This window comes from Bacillus capparidis, assembly GCF_017832095.1.
GTDB classification, from domain to species: domain Bacteria; phylum Bacillota; class Bacilli; order Bacillales; family Bacillaceae; genus Bacillus; species Bacillus gobiensis.
Window position 1 is genome coordinate 59655 of record NZ_JAFDST010000008.1, and the last position, 25414, is coordinate 85068.

At 40.1% G+C, this 25414-nt stretch carries 29 protein-coding genes, 1 pseudogene and 1 other annotated feature; of the genes and pseudogenes, 14 read left to right on the top strand and 16 right to left on the bottom strand.

All coding sequences use genetic code 11. The features are described 5' to 3' along the window. Nucleotides 1-84: 84 nt before the first annotated feature. The 3 genes from JOC74_RS21825 (at nucleotide 85) to amj (ending at nucleotide 2914) form a co-directional block, all read left to right on the top strand. Nucleotides 85-954 (top strand): SDR family oxidoreductase, encoded by an 870-nt coding sequence (locus tag JOC74_RS21825; protein WP_053605639.1) that lies wholly within the window; start codon nucleotides 85-87, stop codon nucleotides 952-954. A gap of 222 nt (nucleotides 955-1176) precedes the next feature. Continuing rightward, nucleotides 1177-1599: a pyridoxamine 5'-phosphate oxidase family protein gene (locus tag JOC74_RS21830; RefSeq protein ID WP_053605640.1), complete on the top strand. Its 423-nt coding sequence runs from the start codon at nucleotides 1177-1179 to the stop codon at nucleotides 1597-1599. Nucleotides 1600-2104: 505 nt separating this feature from the next. Continuing rightward, nucleotides 2105-2914, top strand: a complete 810-nt coding sequence (amj, locus tag JOC74_RS21835) for a lipid II flippase Amj (RefSeq protein WP_053605641.1) — start codon at nucleotides 2105-2107, stop codon at nucleotides 2912-2914. A 39-nt stretch (nucleotides 2915-2953) separates the two neighbouring features. On the opposite strand, the gene JOC74_RS21840 is transcribed toward amj, so the two are convergent. From JOC74_RS21840 to JOC74_RS21850, 3 genes are all read right to left on the bottom strand, one after another. Further along, entirely contained in the window at nucleotides 2954-3250 is a 297-nt protein-coding gene (locus JOC74_RS21840; RefSeq protein ID WP_053605642.1) for a DUF3817 domain-containing protein, read from the bottom strand. A 95-nt stretch (nucleotides 3251-3345) separates the two neighbouring features. Continuing rightward, nucleotides 3346-3900 carry a cysteine hydrolase family protein gene (locus JOC74_RS21845; protein ID WP_053605643.1) on the bottom strand — a complete coding sequence of 185 codons (555 nt, stop codon included), beginning with the start codon at nucleotides 3898-3900 and terminating at the stop codon, nucleotides 3346-3348. A 1-nt stretch (nucleotide 3901) separates the two neighbouring features. Continuing rightward, nucleotides 3902-4324, bottom strand: a complete 423-nt coding sequence (locus JOC74_RS21850; RefSeq protein WP_053605644.1) for a carboxymuconolactone decarboxylase family protein — start codon at nucleotides 4322-4324, stop codon at nucleotides 3902-3904. Nucleotides 4325-4440: 116 nt separating this feature from the next. Between JOC74_RS21850 and JOC74_RS21855 the strand changes: the two genes are divergently transcribed. From JOC74_RS21855 to JOC74_RS21865, 3 genes are all read left to right on the top strand, one after another. Then, on the top strand, nucleotides 4441-4887 hold the full coding sequence (locus JOC74_RS21855) for an Lrp/AsnC family transcriptional regulator (protein ID WP_053605645.1): 447 nt from the start codon (nucleotides 4441-4443) through the stop codon (nucleotides 4885-4887). 97 nt (nucleotides 4888-4984) lie between these two features. Then, nucleotides 4985-7171, top strand: coding sequence for a DNA topoisomerase III (locus tag JOC74_RS21860; protein WP_053605646.1), 2187 nt, complete (start codon nucleotides 4985-4987; stop codon nucleotides 7169-7171). A gap of 158 nt (nucleotides 7172-7329) precedes the next feature. Then, entirely contained in the window at nucleotides 7330-7893 is a 564-nt protein-coding gene (locus tag JOC74_RS21865) for a shikimate kinase (protein WP_053605647.1), read from the top strand. 73 nt (nucleotides 7894-7966) lie between these two features. Here the strand turns inward: JOC74_RS21865 and JOC74_RS21870 are convergent, their stop codons facing one another. Then, a complete protein-coding gene (locus JOC74_RS21870; protein ID WP_053605648.1) occupies nucleotides 7967-8977 on the bottom strand; it encodes a zinc-binding alcohol dehydrogenase family protein in 1011 nt (336 codons plus the stop codon). A gap of 115 nt (nucleotides 8978-9092) precedes the next feature. Here JOC74_RS21870 and JOC74_RS21875 point away from each other — a divergent pair, with 115 nt between their 5' ends. After that, on the top strand, nucleotides 9093-9479 hold the full coding sequence (locus JOC74_RS21875) for a winged helix-turn-helix transcriptional regulator (RefSeq protein ID WP_053605649.1): 387 nt from the start codon (nucleotides 9093-9095) through the stop codon (nucleotides 9477-9479). A gap of 194 nt (nucleotides 9480-9673) precedes the next feature. Here JOC74_RS21875 and JOC74_RS21880 read toward each other — a convergent pair whose 3' ends face one another. The 7 genes and pseudogenes from JOC74_RS21880 to JOC74_RS21910 all read right to left on the bottom strand — a co-directional run bounded on the left by JOC74_RS21880 (nucleotide 9674) and on the right by JOC74_RS21910 (nucleotide 13336). Then, on the bottom strand, nucleotides 9674-10999 hold the full coding sequence (locus JOC74_RS21880; RefSeq protein ID WP_053605650.1) for an MFS transporter: 1326 nt from the start codon (nucleotides 10997-10999) through the stop codon (nucleotides 9674-9676). A 72-nt stretch (nucleotides 11000-11071) separates the two neighbouring features. Continuing rightward, on the bottom strand, nucleotides 11072-11359 hold the full coding sequence (locus JOC74_RS21885) for an ArsR/SmtB family transcription factor (RefSeq protein WP_053606214.1): 288 nt from the start codon (nucleotides 11357-11359) through the stop codon (nucleotides 11072-11074). A 204-nt stretch (nucleotides 11360-11563) separates the two neighbouring features. After that, nucleotides 11564-12270: pseudogene (locus JOC74_RS24405) on the bottom strand (aspartate/glutamate racemase family protein). Nucleotides 12271-12334: 64 nt separating this feature from the next. Next, complete coding sequence (locus JOC74_RS24410; RefSeq protein WP_082364284.1) at nucleotides 12335-12601, bottom strand: DUF4362 domain-containing protein; 267 nt, start codon at nucleotides 12599-12601, stop codon at nucleotides 12335-12337. Nucleotides 12602-12613: 12 nt separating this feature from the next. Next, nucleotides 12614-12751 (bottom strand): hypothetical protein, encoded by a 138-nt coding sequence (locus JOC74_RS21900; protein ID WP_158320333.1) that lies wholly within the window; start codon nucleotides 12749-12751, stop codon nucleotides 12614-12616. 129 nt (nucleotides 12752-12880) lie between these two features. Further along, nucleotides 12881-13045 (bottom strand): hypothetical protein, encoded by a 165-nt coding sequence (locus JOC74_RS21905; RefSeq protein ID WP_211086324.1) that lies wholly within the window; start codon nucleotides 13043-13045, stop codon nucleotides 12881-12883. A 51-nt stretch (nucleotides 13046-13096) separates the two neighbouring features. Continuing rightward, nucleotides 13097-13336, bottom strand: a complete 240-nt coding sequence (locus JOC74_RS21910) for a hypothetical protein (protein ID WP_053605652.1) — start codon at nucleotides 13334-13336, stop codon at nucleotides 13097-13099. A gap of 429 nt (nucleotides 13337-13765) precedes the next feature. Between JOC74_RS21910 and JOC74_RS21915 the strand changes: the two genes are divergently transcribed. Then, nucleotides 13766-15484, top strand: coding sequence for a pyruvate oxidase (locus JOC74_RS21915; RefSeq protein WP_053605653.1), 1719 nt, complete (start codon nucleotides 13766-13768; stop codon nucleotides 15482-15484). A 53-nt stretch (nucleotides 15485-15537) separates the two neighbouring features. Here the strand turns inward: JOC74_RS21915 and JOC74_RS21920 are convergent, their stop codons facing one another. The 3 genes from JOC74_RS21920 to JOC74_RS21930 form a co-directional block, all read right to left on the bottom strand. Further along, the gene (locus JOC74_RS21920; RefSeq protein WP_053605654.1) at nucleotides 15538-15804 is read right to left on the bottom strand and encodes a hypothetical protein; all 267 of its coding nucleotides are present in this window, start codon (nucleotides 15802-15804) and stop codon (nucleotides 15538-15540) included. 67 nt (nucleotides 15805-15871) lie between these two features. Further along, on the bottom strand, nucleotides 15872-17155 hold the full coding sequence (locus JOC74_RS21925) for an Nramp family divalent metal transporter (protein ID WP_053606215.1): 1284 nt from the start codon (nucleotides 17153-17155) through the stop codon (nucleotides 15872-15874). A 145-nt stretch (nucleotides 17156-17300) separates the two neighbouring features. Beyond that, complete coding sequence (locus JOC74_RS21930; RefSeq protein ID WP_053605655.1) at nucleotides 17301-17564, bottom strand: GlsB/YeaQ/YmgE family stress response membrane protein; 264 nt, start codon at nucleotides 17562-17564, stop codon at nucleotides 17301-17303. Nucleotides 17565-17693: 129 nt separating this feature from the next. Then, nucleotides 17694-17903, top strand: a binding site (T-box leader). A 43-nt stretch (nucleotides 17904-17946) separates the two neighbouring features. Between JOC74_RS21930 and argS the strand changes: the two genes are divergently transcribed. Continuing rightward, nucleotides 17947-19632 (top strand): arginine--tRNA ligase, encoded by a 1686-nt coding sequence (argS, locus tag JOC74_RS21935; RefSeq protein ID WP_053605656.1) that lies wholly within the window; start codon nucleotides 17947-17949, stop codon nucleotides 19630-19632. Between the two features lie 46 nt (nucleotides 19633-19678). Here the strand turns inward: argS and JOC74_RS21940 are convergent, their stop codons facing one another. After that, nucleotides 19679-20128 (bottom strand): DUF2188 domain-containing protein, encoded by a 450-nt coding sequence (locus JOC74_RS21940; protein ID WP_211086325.1) that lies wholly within the window; start codon nucleotides 20126-20128, stop codon nucleotides 19679-19681. Nucleotides 20129-20241: 113 nt separating this feature from the next. On the opposite strand from JOC74_RS21940, the gene JOC74_RS21945 reads away from it, so the two are divergent. Next, nucleotides 20242-21081, top strand: coding sequence for an EcsC family protein (locus tag JOC74_RS21945; RefSeq protein ID WP_053605658.1), 840 nt, complete (start codon nucleotides 20242-20244; stop codon nucleotides 21079-21081). A 415-nt stretch (nucleotides 21082-21496) separates the two neighbouring features. Here the strand turns inward: JOC74_RS21945 and katX are convergent, their stop codons facing one another. Further along, on the bottom strand, nucleotides 21497-23137 hold the full coding sequence (gene katX / locus JOC74_RS21950; protein ID WP_053605659.1) for a catalase KatX: 1641 nt from the start codon (nucleotides 23135-23137) through the stop codon (nucleotides 21497-21499). 202 nt (nucleotides 23138-23339) lie between these two features. Here katX and JOC74_RS21955 point away from each other — a divergent pair, with 202 nt between their 5' ends. The 4 genes from JOC74_RS21955 to JOC74_RS24420 all read left to right on the top strand — a co-directional run bounded on the left by JOC74_RS21955 (nucleotide 23340) and on the right by JOC74_RS24420 (nucleotide 25253). Next, complete coding sequence (locus tag JOC74_RS21955; RefSeq protein ID WP_053605660.1) at nucleotides 23340-23681, top strand: P-loop NTPase family protein; 342 nt, start codon at nucleotides 23340-23342, stop codon at nucleotides 23679-23681. A gap of 29 nt (nucleotides 23682-23710) precedes the next feature. Next, the gene (locus JOC74_RS21960) at nucleotides 23711-23986 is read left to right on the top strand and encodes an ATP-binding cassette domain-containing protein (protein WP_148564359.1); all 276 of its coding nucleotides are present in this window, start codon (nucleotides 23711-23713) and stop codon (nucleotides 23984-23986) included. 134 nt (nucleotides 23987-24120) lie between these two features. Next, nucleotides 24121-24792, top strand: coding sequence for an ATP-binding cassette domain-containing protein (locus tag JOC74_RS24415; protein ID WP_082364287.1), 672 nt, complete (start codon nucleotides 24121-24123; stop codon nucleotides 24790-24792). After that, nucleotides 24774-25253 carry a LytTR family DNA-binding domain-containing protein gene (locus JOC74_RS24420; RefSeq protein WP_082364290.1) on the top strand — a complete coding sequence of 160 codons (480 nt, stop codon included), beginning with the start codon at nucleotides 24774-24776 and terminating at the stop codon, nucleotides 25251-25253. The genes JOC74_RS24415 and JOC74_RS24420 overlap by 19 nt, the downstream gene beginning before the upstream one ends. Nucleotides 25254-25414: the final 161 nt, after the last annotated feature.

Here is a 25414-nt window from a genome sequence, read left to right on the forward strand (position 1 = left end):
TTTTTCAAAACACTTCACATGTTTAATAAGAATTTTCCTGAGGAATAGTGTATTACGTAATCACATAAATAGGAGGAATTCAAAATGAATAATTTAACACGTTTTCCAAGCGGACAGCCTGCACAAGAACAAAACAGGCAACCTGGAATTGAAAGTGATATGAATCCAACACCTGTTTATGAAGACGAGAATCATATAGGAACAGGAAAATTAAAAGACAAGGTCGCTTTAATCACAGGGGGCGACAGCGGAATCGGACGTGCGGTATCCATCGCTTATGCAAAAGAAGGCGCAGATATTGCGATTGTCTATTTAGATGAACATGATGACGCAGAAGAGACAAAAGCGAGAATCGAAAAAGAAGGCGTAAGATGCTTGCTTATTCCAGGGGACGTTGGCAGTGAGGAATTCTGCAACGAAGCTGTGGAAAAAACAGTGAGTGAACTTGGAAAGCTGGACATTCTTGTCAACAATGTTGCAGAGCAGCATCCGAAAGACAGCATTAAAGAGATTTCCAGTGAGCAGCTGGAGAGAACGTTCCGAACAAACTTCTTTTCCTTTGTTTACTTTATAAAAAAAGCTTTAGATTATATGAAGCCTGGAAGCGCGATTATCAATACAACATCAATTAATCCTTATCGTGGAAATCCGTCCCTGATTGATTACACCAGCACAAAAGGAGCAATCAACGGTTTAACAAGATCACTTTCCCAACAGATTGTAAAGGACGGAATCCGCGTAAATGCGGTAGCACCGGGACCGATTTGGACACCATTGATCCCAGCTACATTCCCGGAAGAAACAGTAGAATCATTCGGGAAAAATACGCCAATGGGCAGAGCGGGTCAGCCCGTAGAACACATCGGAGCCTATCTATTATTGGCATCAAATGAAGGCTCTTATATGACTGGGCAAACGATTCATGTCAACGGCGGCGACTTTATTTCCACGTAAGGATTAGCGAGAGAGGATGGGATGGATTTCCCGTCCTTTTTTTCTTTTTAAAAAGGAAAGATTGCGCATATCGGCCTAAGATCGCTTATAACCAGCCTAACATCGCCCTTCCTCACGCAGTTTTTTACTATTTTGCCTATCCGTTAAATTTTTGCCGTTTAAATTTCGAACCTTGGTGGAAAATAAATAACTATGGAGACAATACAAAGGAGTGGCTAAAAATTGACTCAAGAACAGATTAAACAAAAAGTATTGGATGTACTGGAGAATCATAAGGTAGGATCACTGGCTACGGTTATAGATGGCAAGCCTCATTCAAGGTACATGACGTTTTTTAACGAGGGTTTAACGTTATTTACTCCAACAAGCGAAGATACGCATAAAGCTGAAGAAATCGAGGCAAACCCTAACGTCCATGTGCTTCTCGGTTACGATGACAATGGTTTTGGCGATGCGTATGTTGAATTTTCAGGAATTGCAAAATTTAATTCCAGCAAAGAGCTTAAGGATAAAATTTGGAGCGAAAAGCTGGAAAGATGGTTCGACGGAAAAGATGATCCGAATCTTGTCGTTTTGGAAATCAAGCCGACAAACATCCGGTTGATGAATGCCAATGAAAATACTCCGCAAACTCTGGAGCTATAAAAAAACTTGCGTTCATTGGAAATTTATGCTATGATTTACACTTAGAAAACAGAAGCAAATGAGAAAGTAAACTGCTTTTTTCTATTTAAACCTTATTCTTTGTTTTCTAATCTGCCCCTAAATGATTAGAAAAAAGACTTTTTGTTTCACAATTCAAACTGGCGCGGCTTCGGAGCCGCAAGGACGATTGAGAGGTAGGGCTTTCGTTGTCTTGTTTTTTCAAGAATTTCCATGAAGTTTACTTTCGTATAGGATTTTACGGAACGAAATGCTATCCAAGACTCTCACTGGATAAGTGGGATAATGATAAATAAGATTTGCTTAAAGAATAAGATGTAATGTGCGCCTGACTTTGCTGTCAGGCGCTTTTGCGTGTTTGTACTGAAAAAATCAGTTTGGAGAAACCTTATTTAAGGATAGAATCCGAGGCTCCACTTTCATAAATAAAAAAATGAAACCATGCCGAACTTGAATTAGTCTAATGAAGGAACAAGGAGGTTTCCCCATGGAGTTTATAACTACAAACGTAATCATTATTTTCTTTTTTTTATTGCTCATTCATTCGGTCGAAACGCTTGCTTATACTACACGTCTTGCCGGGGCTAGAATAGGCTTGATTGCTTCGGCTTTATCGCTGTTTAATGTTATGGTCACTGTTTCGCGGATGTCGAATATGTTGCAGCAGCCATTTACAGGAGGGATTATTGATCATTCAGGAGAAAATGCCCTGGTTGTGGTCAGTGAACAATTTCGCGTGCTGATCTTTGGATCAACGGCAGGATCGATTATAGGAATGATTTTGCTGCCTACGTTTATCGCTGCATTTTCGAGGGCTATACTCCATTTATCAGAAGAAAACGGTTCAGTCCTCAATTTCTTTCGTAAAGGAATTTCTAATAAATGGTTTGCGCATGTTCGTAGGTACATAAAGCTGCCTTCAGCTCATTATTTTAAAGGATTTCATTTCCGGCTCATTCCGAAGCGGCTTTTTGTCTTAAATATGCTCATTACATCTATCTACACAATTGGTGTTCTCTCGGCTCTTTACGCGGGACTGCTTGCTCCTGAAAGGTCAACGACAGCTGTTACGGCATCAGGCCTTGTTAACGGGGTAGCCACGATTTTGTTGGCGCTGTTTGTCGATCCCAAGATTTCCGTGCTTGCTGATGGTGTTTCAAAAGGCAAGATAAACTACAAGTATTTAAAATGGACTTCGGTTACCTTAGTGTTCTCAAGGGTCTGCGGAACCATTTTGGCTCAAGTTTTATTCATACCGGCTGCCTATTATATCGCTTGGATGACGAAATGGCTTTAATTACTGCCAGTAAAGAAAAAAAACACTGCGAATGCAGCGTCATTTTTTCTCGTATTTACGAAGCCCTCTATCGTAAAAAAAGTTCCCAAAAGGCACAAAAGCAACAATTAAGCCGGCTGCTGTCCATTTTAGTGACCATCTCAATACAAACGTAACATACGCAAGAACAAGGATATACAATATAAACAATCCGCCGTGAATGCTGCCGACAATGGTCACTGCCATCGGAATGTCAGCCAAATGCTTAAGCGGCATAGCAATAAATAATAGAATAAGCAATGACATTCCTTCAAGAAAACCCATCGTTCTCAACCGTCCAATCGGTGTGCTTAGCATGTTTTTATAGCCCTCCTTAAACATCAGTTACTATAATAAATATAAACTATGAATGGGACAACTATGATGGGTTTTTATGAATCGTCAAAATAAATTCATTTTTGGAGCAGTTTTAGTGTTTCCTGAGTTGACAAGATGGTTGCAAATTCCCTGTTCAGGCTGCTTAAATGAACGTCATGAATAAGCTCTGCAGATAAGGTGCTTCCATCTATCCCCTTTCTTTCAAAGGTGGCCGTTGCGTCTGAAACGAGAATCATTTGAAAACCGAGATTGCTTCCCATTCTGACTGTGGTAGAGACGCAATGATCGGTTGTTAGTCCAAGTGTAATCAGAGCTTCGATTTTTTTACCCCTAAGATATTCCTCCAGCTTGGTCCCGATAAATGCACTATTCACGGATTTCGTGAATACCATTTCTGATTTTTCAGGTTCGAGCCCGTCGATAAATTTAGATGTAGGCGAGTGCTCGTAAAAAAGACTCTCATTATTCGTAGAGATATGTTTTACGTGAATGATAGTTTGTCCAACCATCCTTGCCTGCTTTAAAAGCTCGTAAGCATTTTTTTCAGCAAAAGGATTGTTTCTTTTCCCCCATGAAGGATCAGCGAATGCCTGCTGAAAGTCAATGAATAAGAATGCCGTATTCTTCATATTAAACCGTTCCACCAACTGGCTGGAGCTTCATAAGTGCCCCGAAAAATTGCTGTGCGGTTGTAAAGCAAATAAAAGCCACCAGCTCACTGATTTCTTCATCTGAAAAATGCTCTTTCAAAATATCAAACTGTGCATCCTTGACTTGATCTCGTTCATGGAGAAAAACCTCTGCAAATCCCATGGCACAGCTAAGCTTGATATCCTCTGGCGAATGAACGGGCGCTCCCTTTGTCTGGCAATAGGTGCAGCCGTTTCCTGTCGCTAACACTCTCCTTACTTGCTCCTTCAATTCAGGTGATAGCCTTCCTCCGTTGGCAAGCTCGCCATCTAGTGCATTCCATTTCTCTAATATAGAATCAGAGTGACCGAGCAGCTGGGAGAAAGGAGTAGTTCCGTTGGCCGACTTTTTTATTCTTGTCATATTGCCACCTCCTGTCATAATAATAGCTAAGAATGATAAGGTTTTACATCATAGTTGCAATGAAAAAGAACATAATTCTATTAAAATGAAATTTATATAAGGGGAATCATTTGCAAATGAAAATTGATCAAGTGGATGTGCATATTTTGAATGAGCTTTCTAAAGACAGCCGGCAATCGATGAGGGAGTTGGCGAAGAAGGTAAATCTTTCTGCACCTTCTGTGACAGAACGAGTAAGGCGGATGGAGTCATTTGGAATGATTAAGCATTATTCCACTCAATTCGATTATAAAAAAATCGGCTTTCCGGTCAGCTGTTTGATTGAGGCTACGATCAAAAATGGAGAATATGAAAGGTTTAAAGCGCACATTAAAACGCTGCCTTATGTTGAGTTCTGTTACCGGATCGCAGGGGAAGCTTGCTATATGCTGAAAATTAATCGGGAAAGCCTTGAACAAGTGGAAACCTTTATTAACGAAACAGCGCCTTATGCCCAAACGGTTACTCATGTTATTTTTTCAGAGGTGGAAACGATGAGAGAAATTATTATAGAAGACAACTAGATCATTCATCAACAAAATGCCTAAGGGTACCTGCACTTAGAAGAAAACTCCTGGTTGTGGTAAAGTATTAAGCAGTAAGCAAGAAAGGATGTTCATATTGAGCAAAACCGTAGTTCTAGCAGAAAAACCTTCAGTCGGGCGCGACCTTGCCCGCGTGCTGAAGTGTCATAAAAAAGGAAATGGCTATCTGGAAGGCGACCGTTATATCGTCACGTGGGCTCTTGGCCATTTAGTTACATTAGCCGATCCGGATGGATATCAGAAAGAGTATCAGTCTTGGAAGCTTGAGGACTTGCCGATTATCCCCGAGCCTTTGAAGCTTGTCGTCATAAAGAAAACGGGAAAACAGTTTCAAGCAGTCAAATCCCAGCTTTTGCGCAAGGATGTGAAAGAAATTGTCATAGCAACGGATGCCGGGAGAGAAGGAGAGCTTGTTGCCCGGTGGATTATTGACAAAGCAAAGGTGTCTAAGCCAATAAAACGGCTATGGATTTCATCAGTCACCGATAAAGCGATAAGCGATGGGTTTAAAAAGCTGAAAAACGGCAAAGAATTTGAAAATCTTTATGCCTCTGCAGTGGCGCGAGCCGAGGCAGACTGGATTGTGGGAATCAACGCAACGAGGGCCTTAACCACCAAATACAATGCCCAACTGTCATGCGGCCGGGTTCAAACGCCGACGTTAGCGATGATTGCACATAGGGAAGAGGAGATCAAAAAATTTAAGCCTAAGCCATATTACGGGCTTCGTGCCGAAACAAATGGTATGGTACTGAATTGGCAGGATAAGCATTCAAAGCAAAGCAGAACCTTCGATAAATCAGTCACGGAAAAGCTGATGAACTTGCTGAAAGGGAAGCAGGCTGTCATTCACGATTTGAAAAAAACTGCGAAAAAAAGCTTTTCACCAGCGTTGTATGATTTGACTGAGCTTCAAAGAGACGCTTATAAACGATTCGGATTTTCTGCAAAAGAAACGCTTTCTGTTCTGCAAAAGCTCTATGAGCAGCACAAGCTGGTTACCTATCCACGGACTGATTCGAGATATTTGTCAGCCGATATTGTACCGACATTAAAGGACAGGTTAGAAGCGATCGAGATCAAACCATACGCCCCGTTTGCCAGAAAAATTCTAAATACAGGCATCAAAGCACATAAAGGCTTTGTCAATGATGCCAAAGTTTCCGACCACCATGCGATTATACCAACAGAAGAGCCGGCTGCTCTAGGCAGGCTGAGCGAAAAAGAAAGAAAGTTGTATGATTTAATTGCCAAACGTTTTTTGGCAGTGCTCATGCCGGGATTTGAATATGAAGAAACAAAGGTTACCGCACTGATCGGGGAAGAGAATTTTACAGCAAAGGGGAAAGTCGTTCTTTCTCAAGGCTGGAAAGCAGTGTATGATCATTCCTATGACGAGGATGACCAAGACGAGGAAAAGGACCAAACCCTGCCGAAGCTTACAAAAGGCGATACATTAGCCGTCAGGTCTCTTAAGGAAACAAACGGGGAAACGAAGCCGCCTGCGAGATTCAATGAAGGAACCCTCCTGTCAGCGATGGAAAACCCGGGCGCTTTTATGAAGAATGAGGAAAAAGGGCTTGTGAAAACATTGGGAGAAACCGGCGGACTCGGAACCGTAGCAACAAGAGCGGATATTATTGAGAAGCTGTTTAACAGCTTTCTGCTTGAGAAAAAAGGAAAAGATATTTTTCTCACTTCAAAAGGAAGACAGCTGCTTGAGCTAGTCCCTGAGGATTTAAAATCTCCTGCTTTGACAGCCGAGTGGGAGCAAAAGCTTTCCGACATTGCAAAAGGCAAGCTGAAATCTTCTTTCTTCATTAAGGATATGAAAGATTATACGAAAGAGACAGTGAAAGAAATTAAGCAAAGCAGCCAAAAATTTAAACACGATAACGTGACAGGCACCCATTGCCCAGATTGCGGAAAGCTGATGCTGAAGGTTAACGGGAAGCGTGGTACGATGCTTGTCTGCCAGGATCGCGAATGCGGAAGCAGAAAATCAGTATCGAAAACAACGAACGCCCGCTGTCCAAAATGCCATAAGCGCTTAGAGCTAAGAGGTGAAGGAGAAGGACAAATTTTCGCTTGTGTTTGCGGCCACAGAGAGAAGCTCTCTTCCTTTGAAAAACGCAAAGCAAAAGAAAAAACAGGACGTGCTTCAAAACGGGATGTCCATTCTTACATGAAAAAGCAAGACAAAGATGAACCAATCAACAACGCGCTGGCAGAACAGTTGAAAAAATTAAAGCTTGATAAGTAATAGGAGAAACTGTGGTTAGCTGACTGAAGGAATTCAAAGCTAAACACAGTTTTTTGCAGGATTTAAACAGACATCCTCTATATTTTTGCATACAAATTTATTATATAATGAACGTACTGTTTATATTTCCTTTTAGCTTAAGGAGGATTTTGTGTAAGGTGAATTCAAAAAGAGCCATTCCCGTGAGAGAAAGAAGCATTGTGTTAATTGGTTTTATGGGTGTAGGAAAAACAACAATTGGTGAGCTTGTGGCCAAAAAATTATATAGAGACTTCATAGACACTGATCAGGAAATCGAAAAAGCCTTTAACATGACTATTCCCGATTTGTTTAAGGAAAAAGGAGAGGCATTTTTTCGAAAAACAGAAAAAGACGTTATTGTTAACCTATGCGAGCAAACAAAATATAAGGTAATCTCTCTTGGCGGGGGAGCTTTTAACCAAGAGGAGATCAGGAAAAAATGCTTGGAAAACTGCATCGTATTGCATCTTGATCTTTCTTGGGAGAACTGGAAGCAGCGCATGGATATCCTTATTGAAAATCGCCCGGTCATCAATAATCGCTCGATTGATGAGATTGAGCAGCTTTTCATTGAAAGAAAGAGTCTTTATTCCGAGCATAATTCAAGGATAGAAACTGACAATCTCACCCCTGAGGAAGTTGCTGATTATATAGTGGAAACGTTGAAGCTTGGTTGGGAAATTTACCAGCCGGGTAAATGACTTATTTTTGTGATACGTTAAAGAGAGACTGACTTAATCATCAGTCTCTCTTTTGTTATCCCTATTTTTCCAATTATGCTTCATTTTCAACAATAAGCTTGCCGATCATTTTTCCGGATTCGACTTCTTTATGTGCTTTCTTTAATTGTTCAGCATTTATTGGCTGGAAGGTTTTCGTTAACGTAGTTTGAAAGATTCCTTCTTCAAATAAGTCACTTGCCTTATTTAACAGACGGTGCTGTTCAATCATATCTTCCGTTTGAAACATCGATCTAGTGTACATAAATTCCCATACGAAAGTAACACTTTTGCTTTTTAGCACATTTAAGTCCAAGTCTTTTTCATTTTCAACAATTGAACATATGGAGCCTTGAGGTTTAATGGCTTCACCCATTCCGTCCCAATGCCCGTCGGTGTCATTCAGGCAGAAAATATAATCAACCTCTCCAATACCTTCATCATTTAGTTGCTGCAAAAGGTTTTCCCGATGGTTGATAATGACATCGGCTCCCATTTTTTCGCACCAGTTTTTCGTTTCTTCCCTTGAAGCTGTGGCGATGACTTTTAAACCGGCGTATTTAGCAATTTGCGTTGCTATTGAACCGACACCGCCAGCTCCGTTAATAATAAGAATCGTTTTGCCTTTGTCCTTTTCAGTGATCCCAAGTCTTTCATAGATCCCTTCCCATGCCGTGATGGTCGTCAAAGGCATGGCAGCTGCCTCTGCAAATGAAAGGTTTGAAGGTTTTTTCCCGACAATCCGTTCGTCGATTAATTGGTACTCACTGTAGGAGCCTTGACGTGTAATATCTCCGGCATAGAAAACTGTATCTCCGGGCTGAAACAGCTCGCAGTCTTCCCCAACCTCTTCTACGACTCCGCTCGCATCCCAGCCGAGGATTTTCGGTTCCTTTTCAATTGCGTCTTTCGGTGCTCTTACTTTTGTATCCACAGGATTTACAGAGATGGCGTTTATCTTGACTAATAGATCCTTCCCCGTAGCTTTCGGCTTTGGAACCTCTACATCTAGTAAGCTTTCTTCGTTTTCGATCGGCAAATATTGATACAAACCAACTGCTTTCATTGATAATACCTCCTTTTTGTGTCTGTTATTATTATAAAAGGATAAAGCATCTGATTAAAAGAACGCACAATCAAGTGGTATAGTATAAAGGATGATACTTATCGGAGGTGGTAGCATGAGAAATCGTAAAGCCGGATATGGCCCTTGTGAGAACGGCTGCCCTGTAGAAACAACCCTTGATGTCATCGGCGGCAAATGGAAGGGTGTTATACTATATCACTTAATGGAGGGAACAAAACGTTTTAATGAATTTAAAAGACTGATGCCTGGTATAACGCAAAGAATGCTGACTCTGCAGCTTCGTGAGCTTGAAAATGATGGAGTGCTAAGCAGAAAAGTCTATCCGGAAGTCCCTCCAAAGGTTGAATATTCGCTAACAGAATTCGGCTGGACGCTTCAGCCGATTATTAAACATATGTATGAGTGGGGAAAGGCCTTTGAAGAAGAACTCTCTGTAAAATCAGACGTTGTAGCTTCAAATGAAAAATGGACGAACAAATAGAGAGTTCGTCCATTTTTGATCACGCTAAAAAAACTATCCCTATATTTTTCCATAAACAGCCCCTATTTGTTCGATTCTTGCGCCCGTTCGAGGAATACGTACAATCGGTTTTAATGAACAACTTTTATTATAGTGTTACCAACACTGTTTTTAAGTTACCGATTTTATTTTTGTACAACACATCGTCCGCAAACTTATACTTCCACATGCCTTGAAGATGATTTGTTAACACCGATTAATGATAAAACATTCGACAAGATCAAAATGACAACAAAAAAGGTGAAAGCATAACTGAAATGAGAGAATGAGTCTAAAATACGGCTTGATATGGCCGGTCCAAATGACATGCCCATAAAGTTGATAAGATTATAAATCCCCAATCCCATCGCATTTTTGCCTTTTTCTATCGTTTGTGGAATTTCAATATTGATGGCCACAGTCATCATTGTAAAGGCACTATAAACGGCGAACACGCCAAGAATTGCGAATACAAGTTGGCTTACACCAACAGTCGCCAATATTAGGAATCCAATAAGTTGTATGATTGCGGAATATCCAATGAGTTGCCTGCCGCTTATGACATGCAGGCTCTTTTTTACAACAAAACTCATCAAAAAGGCCAGGATTGAGATCACACATAAAATAAGACCTGTGCCAATGGCAGTAAAATGAAAAATCCTCTCGGCTAATAATGGGAATAAAAATACAACACCAACCATACCTGCGTTGTTGACAAAACTAGTCACGAGTAATCTGTTAAAAGCAAAATGTCTAAATACAGACAGATCGACAAATAGAACTAAATCTTTACGTTTACCATGAGCCATTAAACAAAAAACAGACAGGACCGTTAAGATAAGAAGATAGCCATTCAGTTTAACACCCAGAATAAACGACACAATGAACATCAACAAAAACAATAATCCGATGAAGTCAAAAGGTCTGATCTCCTTTTGCCCGTTGGCATATCCGGAAGGCATGACCTTAAATAATCCGATCAGTGTTACAACGACCAGAACCATCAATAAAAACAAAGAATGCCAACCCCACAGGTAGGTAAACGTGCCACCAATCAAAAAACCTATCCCGGAACCTAAGGATAAACAGCCGCCAATTAACGTTAAAGCCAGATTTCTTTTGGATGTTGTCATATATTGATTGGCTGCAATCATGGATAAGGCAATGAAGGCACTGCCCCCGGCAGATTGAATCATCCGTGCAATGATTACAAAAATATATTGATTGGTTATGTAACCAATGATGGAACCAAATACAAACAAACCAACACCAAAGATCAATAAGGTTTTAAGCTGGAAGTATGACGCCAATTTGCTGTAAGTGATAGAACCAAAGGCAATGATCATTGTATATATAATCACGACCCAGCTAATCATTGAAGCCGTTACATTCAGTTCTTCTTTCATATCGATAAGCGCCACATTAAACAAGATCGAGTTCATCACACCCGATAAAACAATCAAGCACAAGGTTAATATCAAACTATTCTCTTTACTTTTCATCTCTACTTTCCTCCTCCACATTGTTAAATAGTCATAAAACTTTATTACTAACGATTAAAAAAAGTGACCACATCAGAGTGTAGCCAAAAATCCTGGTAAATATCTGTCAAACATCTCTTTATTTAAGGTGACATATTTTGTTACACCTTCACGTTCAATCAACACTAGTTGTGCATCGGATAAAATTTTCAAATGATATGAACCATTTGACTTGCTGATACCCAAACTCCTCCCTATATCCGTGCACATGTGTTGACTGTTCTCGTGAAACAACAAGCGAATCATACGAATTCTTTTTTCATCTGCCAACGCATTAAAGACCTTAATACGTTGCTGGTCATCTAATTGTTTTAATGTCATAATACTATTGTACAAATGAGATTAACATTGTCAACCCACTTCCGGCAAACATTTTTACTCATACTACACGGAAGATACGAAAAGGCGCCTTCCTATTCAAGAAGCGCGCCCGATGTGCCAATAACGGACGCATACTTATTCCTGATTAGCGCCCTATAATGGAATAACCGAGTAGCTTCGATTAGCCGGTTTAGTTCAACAAGGTTAATAGTTTTTGTCCATAAGAATGGTATCGACAATCTTATTAACGTGAATTTCTGTTGTATTTAATTGATGGATATTTAAATCCTCTTTTTTAATTAATATAGGGAGCTCTGTACAACCCAATATGATCCCTTGTATATCATCTCTACTTATCATTTGAGTGAAGATATTCAAAAATTCTTTTTTTGTTTCATTGTTCACAATACCATTTTCTAATTCTTGAACAATCTTTTTATGTATGTATTCCTGTTCTGATTGATTCGGCACTATAATATCCTTTTGATTCGAAATAAAAGGTTTTTTGAAAAAATCACTTTCCATCGTGAACTTAGTTCCTAAAAGACCAATCCTTTCTAACCCCAATTCATCTGCTTTTTTATATGTTTCTTCTACAATACTTATCATAGGTATTTGAACTTTTTGTTGAACTTGTTCAAAAACAATATGTGGTGTGTTTGCGACATTACAACAAAATCACACCCTATCTTTTCTAAATTTTGAACTGCCTCAGCCAAGTAATTTATTAACTCTTCTGTCTGTCCATTCATAAGCAGATTAAACATCTTATACATATTAATGCTGTTGATAAAGTGTTCTGGTAAATCTTCTTTACTTCCTATCTTTTCTTGAAATTTAGAAATGATTGACTTGTAATAGTCTACCGTTGATTCTGGTCCCATTCCTCCAACAATTCCAACCTTTTGCATACTATCTCTCCTCTCAGATATGGTTTACTTTTGGGTTTCAAAGGTCTTTTCATATCCCATTAATTTATTTCCGGACAACTAAAATGGTATTCATTCTATTTGTTTTTTCACATCCAGATAGTACGTATTCTGTTTTATCTTCATCTTCTTTCATATCAATTGATTTACAGATAGTAGTGTTCACTTGTTGAACACCAAATTCATCCCTTGTCGTATCAAGGGTCGAAATGAGTTTTTTTCCGTCATATTCTAGATCGTGTAAAAGTGGGTCACCTTCATTTGTATATCTAACTACTCTAATTTTTTCTTTCTTTCTATTACCTGAATTTATACTATTTACAAATTATGTAAATTTATCATAATTAGTAATTTCACCATGTGAATCGATAACATCTTCATCAGATGGATTATATTCACCACAACCATTTAAAAGAAATGAAGATAAGATAAAAACTATTATTAATTTCTTAGTATATTTCATTGAAATGATCTCCTTTTTAATCATTTTAGAAGAGGAAAAGTAATGATTTCTTTTAACTCGCTTTTTCATAAGAGTACATACGTTTGTATTCTGGCGGACAACCACCATCATACCAAGAGGACTTTTTGTTCAAGCCCCCGAAAAATCTGCTAACAGGAATGCTCCTTTTAAATTCGTTTTTGTTACAATAAAACGCCAGCTTTTTCTGCCGGAACCAGCGAATTGCTGGTTCCCATATTTTAATGCTTTAAAGTGGATAGACGGTTTTCGAATATCATATGTTTTGTTTAACAAACTGTTCATTTGCCCAAGCATTAGGGTAAAAGATCAAGTTTTTAAAGGCATTTATTGCCCTTTAATAGTATCAATGCCTTCGAATAGTGATGTTCTTTCTTCTAAAAGCTTATAAAACTTATTATAAAAAGTTTTTATTTCTTGCAAACATAAGTTTAAAAATTTAATAACGTTTTTCTTTGAATCTTTAAATACAAAAGATTTTTTCTCATATATAAATGTTTTTGCAAGTATCGAAGGGTTAATAGCCCCTCTAATTTCTCCTTCTTCATTTATCTGAAAAATTCCCATAGGTATCCCATTGGAACTGCCTCCTATAACAGTAACACTACTATCGGTCGACGAAATACCGCTATGTCGGTCAAAATCGAAAAGATGCGCTGAAAATGAAAGGCCGATGAATTCGCATGTTTGGATATTTTTGAGATCGTTAAATGCTCGTCTAATATAATAAATGTTCTTCCATAAAGTCGATTTCCTTCTGTAAAGATTCAACCCACTCTACACTCGCTCACACCCTTAATTAGATAGTAGCAATCTGATTTAAATTAATCCTGTCATTTTGTGCTTTGTTATGACAGGAAGGAATATGTATTTCTCGTAACTCCGATTAATCTAAGTAAACCGATACCACTCTCGAGGAAAAGCAACAATAGTATGGTTTCCTACGTTTTGTTCGTGGAATAAAGTGGTATGGGATTATAAAAGGAGGTACGTCTTATGCCGAAACAAACTGCTAGAAAAGTTGCTGCTGAACTGCTGAAACAATGGAACATTGATCACATTTACGGACTTCCCGGAGACAGCATTAATGAATTCATAGAAGAGCTGCGAAAAGAAGAGGATGCAATACGCTTTATCCAGGTTCGCCACGAAGAAACAGCGGCGCTGGCTGCTGCGGCAGAAGCAAAGCTGACAGGGAAAATCGGGGTTTGCCTTTCGATTGCCGGACCAGGAGCAATTCATTTGCTGAACGGCTTATACGATGCGAAAGCTGACGGTGCGCCAGTTCTCGTGTTGTCGGGACAGGTTGATTCAAATTTAAGGGGCAGGGATTCCTTTCAGGAGGTCAATCTCGAGAGAATGTTTGATGATGTGTCCGTTTTTAACCAGGAGGTACAATCTGCAGAAGCTCTCCCGGATTTATTGAATCAAGCCATTCGGACAGCGTACAGTAAAAAAGGAGTTGCTGTTCTTACTGTATCGGATGATCTTTTTTCTCAAAAAATTAAACATCAGCCTGTTTTCACCTCACCTATTTATATAGAAGGTGATCTGACGCCAAAAAAAGAGCATCTGATCAAGAGCGCCCAGCTTATAAATGAAGCGGAAAAACCAGTAATATTAGCAGGAAAGGGTGTTAAGCATGCTAAAAATGAGCTGCTTGAATTTGCCGATAAGGCAGCAGCGCCCATTATCTTTTCCCTTCCTGCTAAAGGGATTATTCCCGACAGCAATCCGTATATTCTCGGGAATTTAGGACAGATTGGCACAAAACCTGCGTATGAAGCAATGGAAGAAAGTGATTTGCTTATCATGCTTGGCACCTCCTTTCCTTATCGTGAATATCTCCCTGAGGATGCACCTGCCATTCAACTCGACTCTGATCCTGCTAAAATCGGAAAACGATATCCGGTTACGATGGGGATCGTCAGCGATGCCAAAAAAGGTATAAGGGAATTAGCGCAATATATTGAGCGAAAAGAAAACCGGACATTTCTCGAAGCGTGTGCAGATCATATGAAGAAATGGTGGAGCTTTATGGAAATGGATGAGGAAGAAGCATCCGTTCCGATTAAACCTCAGCAAGTGATCGCGAGACTTCAGGAAGCAGTAGATGATGACGCGGTGCTCTCTGTCGATGTCGGCAATGTGACGGTTTGGATGGCCCGCCACTTTAAAATGACCAACCAAGATTTTGTTGTATCAAGCTGGCTGGCAACAATGGGCTGCGGCCTTCCTGGAGCGATCGCAGCTAAGACGGCTTATCCTGAACGGCAGGCTGTAGCTGTTTGTGGAGATGGTGGATTCGCAATGGTCATGCAGGATTTTCCAACGGCTGTCAAATATCGGCTCCCAATAGTCGTTGTCGTTTTTAACAACGAGGATTTAGGGATGATTCAGTTTGAACAGCAGGCAAAGGGGAATATTGAGTACGGTACAGACCTGAAAGATGTCGACTATGCAAAATTTGCAGAAGCCTGTGGAGGAAAAGGATATAAGATCACAAAGCCTGAGAATCTGCTGCCTGCAATGAAGGAAGCATTTGCAGCTAATGTCCCTGTCATCATTGATGTATCGGTAGAAAACGAACCGCCGTTACCAGGGAAAATAACTTATGGCCAAGCAAAAGGCTATACAAAATACCTATTGAAAAAACTACACGAGAAAAAAGAATTGGATCTCCCGCCATTAAAGAAAACTATGAAACGGCTGTGAAGTGAATGGTATTTTTGATGCAGGAGAATAAACAAAGAAGCTGAGCGTTAGCATCAGCTTCTTTTCTTCTTAGAAAAAGCAAGAAAAAACGGAATAGCAGATCCTGCAAGCATCGTGGCAAACAAAAACAAACCACTAATAAAGAGATCAAACGAATTCCGAACGATAAACGTTGCGATTAACAAAAGCACGGCCAGCCCAATCATAGTATAAGCAGGATAAAATCGTTTTTGAAAGCTTGCTTTATGGGTGAAAAAAGAGGATATAATACCAACTACAATTGGGATAATCCACAAGTAAAAAAGAATATAAACTTTCATATCTGCAAAACCTCTGTTCTTTTTTACTAGTTTACCAAAACGTAAGAAATGAATGAAATGATACGGGTTAACCTAAAAAGGTTTGCCCTAAAAGATACAGATTTAATACGATTATCAAACCTGCGATGATCCACGCAAGTCCGGTGACCAGGCGGCGATTCACGAGAGAACCCATAATCCGCTTGCTGCTCGTAAACATAATCAGCGGAACTAAAGCAAAAGCAATTCCGAATGATAACACGACTTGGCTTACGACAAGAGCAGTTGTCGGATTCACACCGCAAGCGATAATGGCAAGCGGCGGAATCATTGTAATTAGCCTTCTTATATAAATAGGGATTCTGAAGTTAATATAACCCTGCATAATAACATCCCCGGACATCGTACCTACTGATGAGCTTGACAAACCTGCAATCAACAGTCCAATTCCGAACAAAATCGCTGAACCAGGACCAATTAGATGGCCGAATTGTTCATAGGCGATATCTAAATCTTCGATAATCATTCCGTGTTTAAAAAACAAAGCAGCTGAGATAATTAGCATACTGGCATTTATTGCACCAGCTATAACCATGGCGATAACAATATCGATTTTTTCAAATTGATAAATCTTTTTACGCTCAGTATCCGTTTTACCAATGACTCTTCTTTGAGTTAATGCAGAGTGCAAATAAATAGCATGCGGCATAACGGTGGCCCCTAAAATTCCCGCTGCAAGCAAAATACTATTGGTTCCTTGAAATTGTGGTGTTATGAACCCTGTCAGGATAGAGGGAACATCAGGGTGAGCATAAAAGGTTTGAACCGCAAAAGAGACCACAACAATCATAAGCATTCCTGCGATTCCGGCTTCAAGCGAGCGAACACCTCTTCTTTGAAGCTCTAAAATGGCAAAGGAACCAACGGCTGCGATAAGGGCGGATTGCAGCATAGGGATTCCGAATAATAAATAAATGCCAAGTGCCGCTCCGATAAATTCAGCCAAATCGGTAGCCATGATAACCAATTCCCCTTGAATCCACAATCCGTAAGAGACCGGTTTAGGAAATTCTTGTCTGGCGATCTCCGGAAGATTTTTTCCTGTCGCAATGCCCAGCTTGGCTGATAATGATTGGATGAGCATTGCCATTAAATTTGATAATAGGATAACCCAGAGAAGCATGTACCCGTAGGTTGATCCTGCAGTTATATTTGTAGCGAAATTTCCTGGATCAATATACGCGATAGCAGCGATAAACGCAGGTCCTAAAAAAGGGAGAACTTTTCTGATTCCGCTCGTTTGTCCGTCTAATGCTGCTTGAGCACTATGAGAAAGCGCAGATTCTTGAAGTAAACCATTATTATTCTTCATTTTTCCACCTGAGTTTCTATCAATTTTGATTAACAACAAATTGTTTCCTCAGGGCAAATTTTATTCCCTATAAAGGATATTGTCAACAAAAAAACACGGATCCGGGTTTCACCCGAATCCGTGCTTTTCTAAATTAATCATATCATTAATGGCTGTGGCTTCGATTTGAATTTCTCATAATTAAGCTGAGAATAAATACGAAGATAGCCGCTCCGATAATGGCGGGAAGGATGGCGAATCCAGCGAGAGTAGGACCCCATGTTCCAAGCAGTGAATGACCAATCCATGCTCCGACGAGGCCGGCAACCATTGCTCCAAGTATTCCACCTGGCATGCGATTGCCAACGATTGCACTTCCGATTAATCCGATCACAATAGCCACGAGTAATGAAACAAGAAAACCTAACATGCTTTTTCACCTCTTTCTTCGTTGTTACTATACTTATTTCCTTCTTGAGGCTGGATGAAACATCCCAACTGTTTTGAGAGAATTGGGGTTGATTCAGCTTGCGGCTTGACGTAAAATAAGAACAATTATTTACATTTTATGATTGGGAGAGTACTTTATCTGAAAAAAAGCAGCGAGTCGGGATGGTGGAAGCCGATTTTTGAAGGATAAAAGAACCGCACCCATGAAAAGGCTTGCTGAAACAGAGTAGGCAGGCACGGTGAGCAACCGTTATCGTGTATGAGTGACATTTTTTGTGTCATAAGAGTGGTACCGTGGAACTAAGCTTTCGCCTCTTTAAGAGAGGCGGAGGCTTTTTTATTTGAAGAAAGGATGAAGCGCAATGATAAAATGGCTAGCTGCAACGGAATTGGCAAAGCTTACACATGGAGGTGCGGATGCTCTTCTTTCTCTCATTGAAATACCTCCGAATGAGGAGCTTGGTGATGCTGCCTTTCCTTGCTTTCATTTGGCTAAAGAAAAAAGAATGGCACCACAGCAAATCGCTGCTCAGCTTGCGAAAGAGTGGAACATCACGGGAATTAAAGCAAATGCAGAAGGACCTTACGTAAACCTTACTTTTAACAAAGCTATTTATGGCAAAATGCTTATTGATAAAATAAGCGAGAATCAGTTTCGAAATTTAAACTTTGGGAATGGGAAAAAAGTGATTATCGATATGTCTTCTCCTAACATCGCGAAGCCTTTTGGAATCGGACATCTGCGTTCCACTGTTATTGGGAACGCGCTGTATCATTTATACAAAAAAACAGGACATGTGCCTGTTCGTGTCAACCATCTTGGAGACTGGGGAACACAATTCGGAAAACAAATCGCAGCTTATAAAAAATGGGGAAATGAAGACAAACTAAATGCTTCACCGGTTGATCATTTATTTGAGCTTTATGTCCAATTCCACGAAGAAGCAGAGAACGACCCCGGTCTTATAGACGAGGCAAGAAGCTGGTTTCACAAGCTGGAAAAAGGGGACCAGGAAGCAAGAGGTCTTTGGGAGCAATTTGTCGCAGTCAGCAAAGAGGAGTTTAATGATATGTACCGGTTTCTTGGCGTTGATTTTGAAGAAGTGCTTGGCGAGAGCTTTTACAATGACAAAATGCAGGCCGTCATCGATGAACTCGAAGAAAAAGGGCTTCTGGAGGAAAGCGACGGCGCCATGGTTGTAAAACTGGAGGAATACGATCTGCCGCCTTGCTTAATTATTAAATCCGACGGGTCTTCCATCTATGCGACAAGAGATTTGGCCACGGCTATCTATCGTCATGAAATAATGAAAGGGGAAAAGCTTCTCTATGTTGTTGGGGGAGAACAGACCCTGCATTTTAAACAAATTTTTGCCGTCTTGGAGAAAATGGGGTATGAATGGGCAAAAGACTGCTTCCATGTTTCGTTTGGATTAATGAGACTCGAAGGTAAGAAAATGTCGACCAGGAGAGGCCGTGTAATTACGTTAAAGGAAGTAATGAAGCAGGCTATCTCGAGTGCAATAGAGATTTCAAAGGAGAAAAACCCGGACCGGACTATTCATGATCAAACAGCAAAAGCGATGGGAACGGGTGCGGTCATCTTTGGAGATTTAAAGAACGACCGGAAAAACGATGTGAATTTCTCATTAAAGGAAGCTCTTCGGTTTGAAGGTGAGACAGGACCGTATCTTCAATATACCTATGCAAGAATCAAGAGTCTGATTAGAAAGGCTGGAGAGCAAACAGATTCAACAGCAGAGATTAAGGAGACCTTTCTTGATTTTCCGGAGACGTGGAGGCTGTTAAAAACTTTGTCTGTATATCCGGACGTATTAAAGAAAAGTGTATCTGAACATAAGCCTTCCCATATTGCCAAGTATGCTCTATCAATATGTAAGCATTTTAATCAGTTTTACCAACAGCAAAGAGTGTTGTCAGATGACAAGAAAGAGCAATTTACGAAACTTGCTGTCTGCAGGCAGACCGTATTACTTTTAAAAGAGTCAATGGACATCCTCGGAATAGAGGCTCCGGAAGAAATATAAACAAAAAAAACCGGCATTGCAATATTATTGCATATGCCGGTATATATTAGGAAAAGTTTTTCGTTCGTTGAACCGATCCGTCTCTTTTCTGAATGACAAGCTTTGTCCCTTTATTTTTGGCGATTTCTTCCGCCCTGTCGATCGCTTCTTGCTTCGTTTCTTTTACATAGCTGGCTCGTTTTGCTTTTTCTGTTTTGACGGCCCACCCGTCATCATGCTTGATAACGTGAGCGGCCTGATCCATGAGCTCGGGTCTCGCGTCATTATCATCAGAATCGTCTCTTTCTTCAACATCTGTATCATGAAGGAGCTCATCAATTTCGCTTTTGCTTGCATTTTCATGCCATTCCTTTGCCTGGCTGGTGGCGATCGGGATTGCGCGTCCCTCTTCGTATCCTTCATCTACCATCGCATTGGCTATCTCAATGGCTTTCTTTTTCACTGCGGGATCCAAATTTTTTAAGGAATTGGGATAATCGTTCATGGTCCATGGCATTTCACATCATTCCTTTCCTTTTGGATTTGTTTTAAGTTTACCCCAATGGAGCAGAATAAAACGTAATGTATTACAATAGAAGAAACGAATCTTCCAGGGGAGGAAACCTTTTTATGCCAATTGAACACCCTGACATTTTGAGAAAACAATTAAAAGAAATTCATAAGTGGGAAAAGGATCAGCAAAAGGTCTGGTTCTGGGAAAAACTCGGGCGGTTGCCTTTTCTGATTTTGGATAAGCTGACACCTGCTTTCATCCAACGGAAAATTGGCGTCATTCTTGACGAAATCGGCAGCTTTATCCAAACTGGGGGACAATACTTAACCAGCCAAAAACATATTATTAAACAAATTTCTAAAAAAGTACCTGAAGCAGAAATCAATGATATTGAAGATATAAAAAAAGCTCCTCTTTCCGTAATGGAAGAAATCAGCACGGTAATGGGGAAAAATAGATCCCACGCAGCAACGGTGCAAGGAGCAACAACAGGAATTGGCGGCATCTTAACATTGGCTATCGATATTCCGGCCGTTTTAGGATTGTCACTGAAAACCCTGCAGGATATCGCGGTAGCCTACGGATATAATCCGAAAGTAAAGAAAGAACGAATTTTTATCGTAAAATGTCTCCAATTGGCATCCGCGGATGTAGTCGGCAAGAAAAGTATTTTACAAGAGCTGGACAACTACGATCAAAAAATGGAATCCCACCGAAACATGCTCTCGCAAATTCAAGGCTGGCGCGAAGTAGTTTACAGCTATCGCGATTCATTTGGATGGAAAAAGCTTTTGCAAATGGTTCCGATTGCAGGAATTTTATTTGGCGCCATTACAAACCGGGCCACCATTCAAGAATTGGCTGAAACAGGAAACATGCTTTATAAAAAGAGAAGAATTATCGAACGGCTTGAGCAGCACGAGAAGCCTGAAACAGAGATTGAGAGCAGCGAGTGAAATAGTACGAACCCTAAGGTACTAGTAATCAGGTGGAATTAACAAAAAACAAGTCGTGATCGCAAATAAAAACTGAGAATCGCAAATAAAGGATCAAGATCGCAAATAAAATCTCAAAATCGATCATAAACCAGGAAAGATCGTGCATAAACCAAGTGAAATCGCGCATAAGTGTCAATCATCGGTTATTTTCCGCTAAGAAAACGCTTTCGGAAAATTAATGCCTTAATTGCACGGGTGCATGCCACAATTGCACCTGGTGCACGCTATAATTGCACGGGTGCATGCACGCCATAATTGTACGGGTGCACGACATAATTGCACCCGTGCATCCTTTTTTTTCCTCGATACTCCTCTTATTTGCACCTTATCAAAAAGCGCTTTTTCTCACCTCAACTTCCAGCCAAAAAAACAATCAATAAGGATCTGAAGGATGGCTTTCTTCACGAGCCTGCATAATCGCTTGTTCAGATTGAGTGGAGCCGATAGGTCCTTTGCTGTTTTTGTCAGATTCCATTTTTAAGCCTTCTGCTACCCGTTTACCATAATCAGGGTCTGCCTTTGTAAAATTCTCAATCATTTGGTCTTGAATTTCTTTTCTGCAGGTGGATAAGGCATTCACTAAATTCTTGATCAGCTCATCTCGTTCAAAGTCTGTTAATCGCCGGTAAGTTTCTCCGGCCTGTCCAAAGTTATTCGGGCGGTCGATGGCTTCTCGTTTGACGTCTCCCTCTACGTGGGGAGTATGGTCTTTTCCATCTTGTTTTGCTTCCTTCAGGCCGCCGATTATGGAAGGTTCGTAATTGACATGAGGATTTTGGTCTGGACCACGGTCTACTCGATATTCCATCTGCCCGTCTCGCTGGTTGGTCGCGACATGTTTTTTCGGTGCGTTGATCGGAAGCTGCAAATAATTAGGCCCCACTCTGTAACGCTGGGTGTCAGAATAGGAATACGTCCGGCCTTGAAGCAGCTTATCATCAGAAAAATCGAGTCCGTCTACAAGTACTCCCGTTCCGAAGGCGGCTTGCTCCACTTCAGCAAAGTAGTTCTCCGGATTTTTATTCAACACAAGCTTCCCAATAGGTACCCACGGAAAGTCTTCCTTATACCAAAGCTTTGTTGGATCAAGCGGGTCAAAATCGAGCTCCGGATGCTCGCCATCACTCATGATTTGGACAAAAAGCTCCCATTCCGGATACTCTCCATTTTCAATCGCTTCATATAAATCCTGTGTGGCATGGTTGAAATTTTTTCCTTGAATTTCTTCTGCTTCGCTTTGTGTCAGATTTTTAATTCCCTGCTTCGGTTCAAAATGATACTTTACAAGAACGGCTTTTCCTTCTTGATTGACCCATTTGTAGGCATGAACCCCAGATCCTTGCATTTGTCTGTAGTTGGCGGGAATGCCCCATGGCGAAAACAGAAAGGTGATCATATGCGTAGCTTCCGGAGACTGAGAAACAAAATCAAAAATTCGTTCCTGATCTTGACGGTTTGTCACAGGATCCGGTTTAAACGCATGAACCAGGTCCGGGAATTTGAGGGCATCTCGAATAAAGAAAATTTTTAAATTATTTCCAACTAGATCCCAGTTCCCGTCCTCTGTGTAAAATTTAACGGCAAAACCTCGCGGATCACGGAGTGTTTCAGGTGAATGGTTGCCGTGGATAACTGATGAAAATCGGACAAACGCAGGGGTTTTCTTGCCCTTCTCCTGAAAAATTTTAGCTCTTGTATACTTTGAAATCGGTTTGTCACCAAAGCTTCCGTAGGCTTCGAAATAGCCGTGGGCTCCTGCACCGCGGGCATGAACTACTCTCTCAGGAATTCGTTCACGGTCAAAGTGGCTGATTTTTTCGAGAAAATCATAATTCTCCAATGTGGTAGGCCCGCGATTTCCTACAGTTCTCATATTTTGATTGTCTGTTACAGGGTGACCTTGCCTGTTGGTTAATGTATCCTCGGTTTCATTCGTTGCAGATATGCTGCTGGAAAGCAAATGCTCATCGCCTTGAACATTCGTTCCTTCGTATTCTTGTTGTCCCTCTTTCATGAAAACCCTCCTTTACTAGTCAACTTAAATATGCCCAATTATGGAATGAACTATTAAGATAGTCACTGGATAACATGAAAAAAGTATCTGCTGCCGCATAAGCATAATATCCCTGTATAATATTGTTATACATTAGTGGTTAGGAAATTTTAATGTGACTTACATAACGATCAATTAGCTTTCGGAAAAAACGGGAAATACAGTGCAGCTTCCACCAATCGATCTTGAAATAAAAAAGGGAGCATGCATCGCCATAAAATGCAATAAAGATATGGGATACACTCTTATTCAGCTTTTATTAAAGAAGGATACAAGTTCTGGCGGGGAAATTCGTTTTTCTAATGAGAAGATCAAAATTGGAAGAAGTCTTTTAGACGAGGAATTATACGATAGTCTGACTGTAAAACAGTATTTAACCTTTTTCAGCAGCCTTTATGGAGTAAAAGCAGATTTGGGTTTTGCCCTCGAGGCAACAAGCCTGCTTGATAAAGTTGTAGATAAGATTTCGATCCTGACTTTTTCTGAAAAGCGGCACTTCATTTAGCAAGGGCTATTATACACCAGCAGGATATTGTGATATTGCAAGAGCCTGAACAAAACACAGACGTCCATTCCTCGATGATTATCCGCCGGTTTATTAAAGAGCTTCCTGAAAACGGCTATACCGTTTTAGTCATTACATCTAATTTGGAAGAAGCTATAAGTGTTACTGATGAAGTGTACCGTATGGATGAAACCGGGATTCGAAAAGTAAACTCTGGGCTGGAAAATACTAATGAAATACAGGACCCGGAAATAGAAGAAATGGCGAGTCATCCGCTTAAATTGGGTGCCAGCAAAAATAAATGAAAAAATTATTCTATTTGATCCGATGGAGATTTATTAATTAATAAAATAAGAGGTTGCACGAACAGGTACGATATATTTCAATACTATCACTTGATTTATTCTAAAAAATTTCCAACTTGAGGTGTATAAATAACATGAGCTTATTGCAAATAAAACAAATTGAAAAAAGTAAAGGAAATACGATTATATTTCCAAAGATAGATTTAGATATTCATAAAGAAGAGATTATTGCGATTCAGTGCAATAATGAAGTTGGAAAACAGTTAATCATGATGATGATTGGAGAGACATCCCTTTCAAATGGGGAGGTATTGCTGGAAGGCTTGCCTCTAAACCACCATTTTAAAAGCCTATCTAACCGTGTAGGGTTATTTTTATTGGATGAAGCGATGTATGAACGACTGACACCGAGGGAGTACCTTAATTTTTTAAAAAGGTTATATGATGTGAACGTAGAGATTGATTCTCTCCTTCAAAAAGTTGGGTTAGCTGAGAAAGTGAAAACGAAAATTAGCAAACTTTCGTATTCTGAAAAGAAACGGATACAGCTTGCTAGGGTAATATTGCATCAGCCGGACTTGATCGTTATGGAAGAGCCCGATCAAAATATTGATATCGAAAGTAAAATCATTATGCAAAGAGTATTAGAGGAGTTCAAAGGACAAGGAAAATCCGTTCTCATTACGACAAACAACTTTGAAAGTGCCATTACTATGACAAATACGGTTTACCGTCTGAATGAGGAAGGCTTAAAGAAAATTGACGTCATTGATGAGGAAAAGGGTGTTTGCATTCCGTTTCAATAGATGACCAGGTAATAGATTCGCAGCCGACAATCGTGAATGAAGAAATAGAAACTTCAACTGCTGAAGAGGAAAACAATGGTAAAGAACAAGCAGAAGGGGAAGCTACTACCATTCACAGACCATTACGGTTTGAAAAGATTCCAGCAAAAGTCGACGATAAAATAATTCTATTCGATCCTACGGAGATTGTCTTCGTTGAGGGTAATGAAGGGATTTCACACCTACATGTAAATGGAGAAGTCTTTCCCTGTTCCATTACATTGAATGACCTATTTGGACGATTGCAATCATTTGGATTTTTTCGTTGTCATCGATCCTATATTGTCAATTTACAAAAGGTACGTGAAGTGATTACTTGGACTAGAAATAGTTATTGCCTCATTCTTGAAGATTCTAAGAAAAGCTCTGTTCCATTATCCAAAGGAAAATTAAATGAGTTAAAAGTGATCCTCGGAATTTAACGTTCACTTCTTAAAGAGCATTTTTGTTCAAAAAAATGCTCCATTCACCCTGAAATTAGTACCATTCACCCGTTTTTATACTCTTTTCGCCTTGATATTACTGCATTTCGCTCGAATTGCAACTAAACTTGAATCAAGAAGCAGAAACGGGAAAAGGAGTA

Excerpts from the sequence above, each read along its gene's own strand:
- JOC74_RS21825 (WP_053605639.1), top strand. The coding sequence starts at position 85 with ATGAATAATTTAACACGTTTTCCAAGCGGACAGCCTGCACAAGAACAA.
- amj (WP_053605641.1), top strand. The coding sequence starts at position 2,105 with ATGGAGTTTATAACTACAAACGTAATCATTATTTTCTTTTTTTTATTG.
- JOC74_RS21840 (WP_053605642.1), bottom strand. The coding sequence starts at position 3,250 with ATGCTAAGCACACCGATTGGACGGTTGAGAACGATGGGTTTTCTTGAA.
- JOC74_RS21845 (WP_053605643.1), bottom strand. The coding sequence starts at position 3,900 with ATGAAGAATACGGCATTCTTATTCATTGACTTTCAGCAGGCATTCGCT.
- JOC74_RS21850 (WP_053605644.1), bottom strand. The coding sequence starts at position 4,324 with ATGACAAGAATAAAAAAGTCGGCCAACGGAACTACTCCTTTCTCCCAG.
- JOC74_RS21855 (WP_053605645.1), top strand. The coding sequence starts at position 4,441 with ATGAAAATTGATCAAGTGGATGTGCATATTTTGAATGAGCTTTCTAAA.
- JOC74_RS21870 (WP_053605648.1), bottom strand. The coding sequence starts at position 8,977 with ATGAAAGCAGTTGGTTTGTATCAATATTTGCCGATCGAAAACGAAGAA.
- JOC74_RS21875 (WP_053605649.1), top strand. The coding sequence starts at position 9,093 with ATGAGAAATCGTAAAGCCGGATATGGCCCTTGTGAGAACGGCTGCCCT.
- JOC74_RS21880 (WP_053605650.1), bottom strand. The coding sequence starts at position 10,999 with ATGAAAAGTAAAGAGAATAGTTTGATATTAACCTTGTGCTTGATTGTT.
- JOC74_RS21885 (WP_053606214.1), bottom strand. The coding sequence starts at position 11,359 with ATGACATTAAAACAATTAGATGACCAGCAACGTATTAAGGTCTTTAAT.
- JOC74_RS21900 (WP_158320333.1), bottom strand. The coding sequence starts at position 12,751 with ATGAAATATACTAAGAAATTAATAATAGTTTTTATCTTATCTTCATTT.
- JOC74_RS21910 (WP_053605652.1), bottom strand. The coding sequence starts at position 13,336 with ATGGGAATTTTTCAGATAAATGAAGAAGGAGAAATTAGAGGGGCTATT.
- JOC74_RS21915 (WP_053605653.1), top strand. The coding sequence starts at position 13,766 with ATGCCGAAACAAACTGCTAGAAAAGTTGCTGCTGAACTGCTGAAACAA.
- JOC74_RS21920 (WP_053605654.1), bottom strand. The coding sequence starts at position 15,804 with ATGAAAGTTTATATTCTTTTTTACTTGTGGATTATCCCAATTGTAGTT.
- JOC74_RS21925 (WP_053606215.1), bottom strand. The coding sequence starts at position 17,155 with ATGAAGAATAATAATGGTTTACTTCAAGAATCTGCGCTTTCTCATAGT.
- JOC74_RS21930 (WP_053605655.1), bottom strand. The coding sequence starts at position 17,564 with ATGTTAGGTTTTCTTGTTTCATTACTCGTGGCTATTGTGATCGGATTA.
- argS (WP_053605656.1), top strand. The coding sequence starts at position 17,947 with ATGATAAAATGGCTAGCTGCAACGGAATTGGCAAAGCTTACACATGGA.
- JOC74_RS21940 (WP_211086325.1), bottom strand. The coding sequence starts at position 20,128 with ATGCCATGGACCATGAACGATTATCCCAATTCCTTAAAAAATTTGGAT.
- JOC74_RS21945 (WP_053605658.1), top strand. The coding sequence starts at position 20,242 with ATGCCAATTGAACACCCTGACATTTTGAGAAAACAATTAAAAGAAATT.
- katX (WP_053605659.1), bottom strand. The coding sequence starts at position 23,137 with ATGAAAGAGGGACAACAAGAATACGAAGGAACGAATGTTCAAGGCGAT.
- JOC74_RS24415 (WP_082364287.1), top strand. The coding sequence starts at position 24,121 with ATGAGCTTATTGCAAATAAAACAAATTGAAAAAAGTAAAGGAAATACG.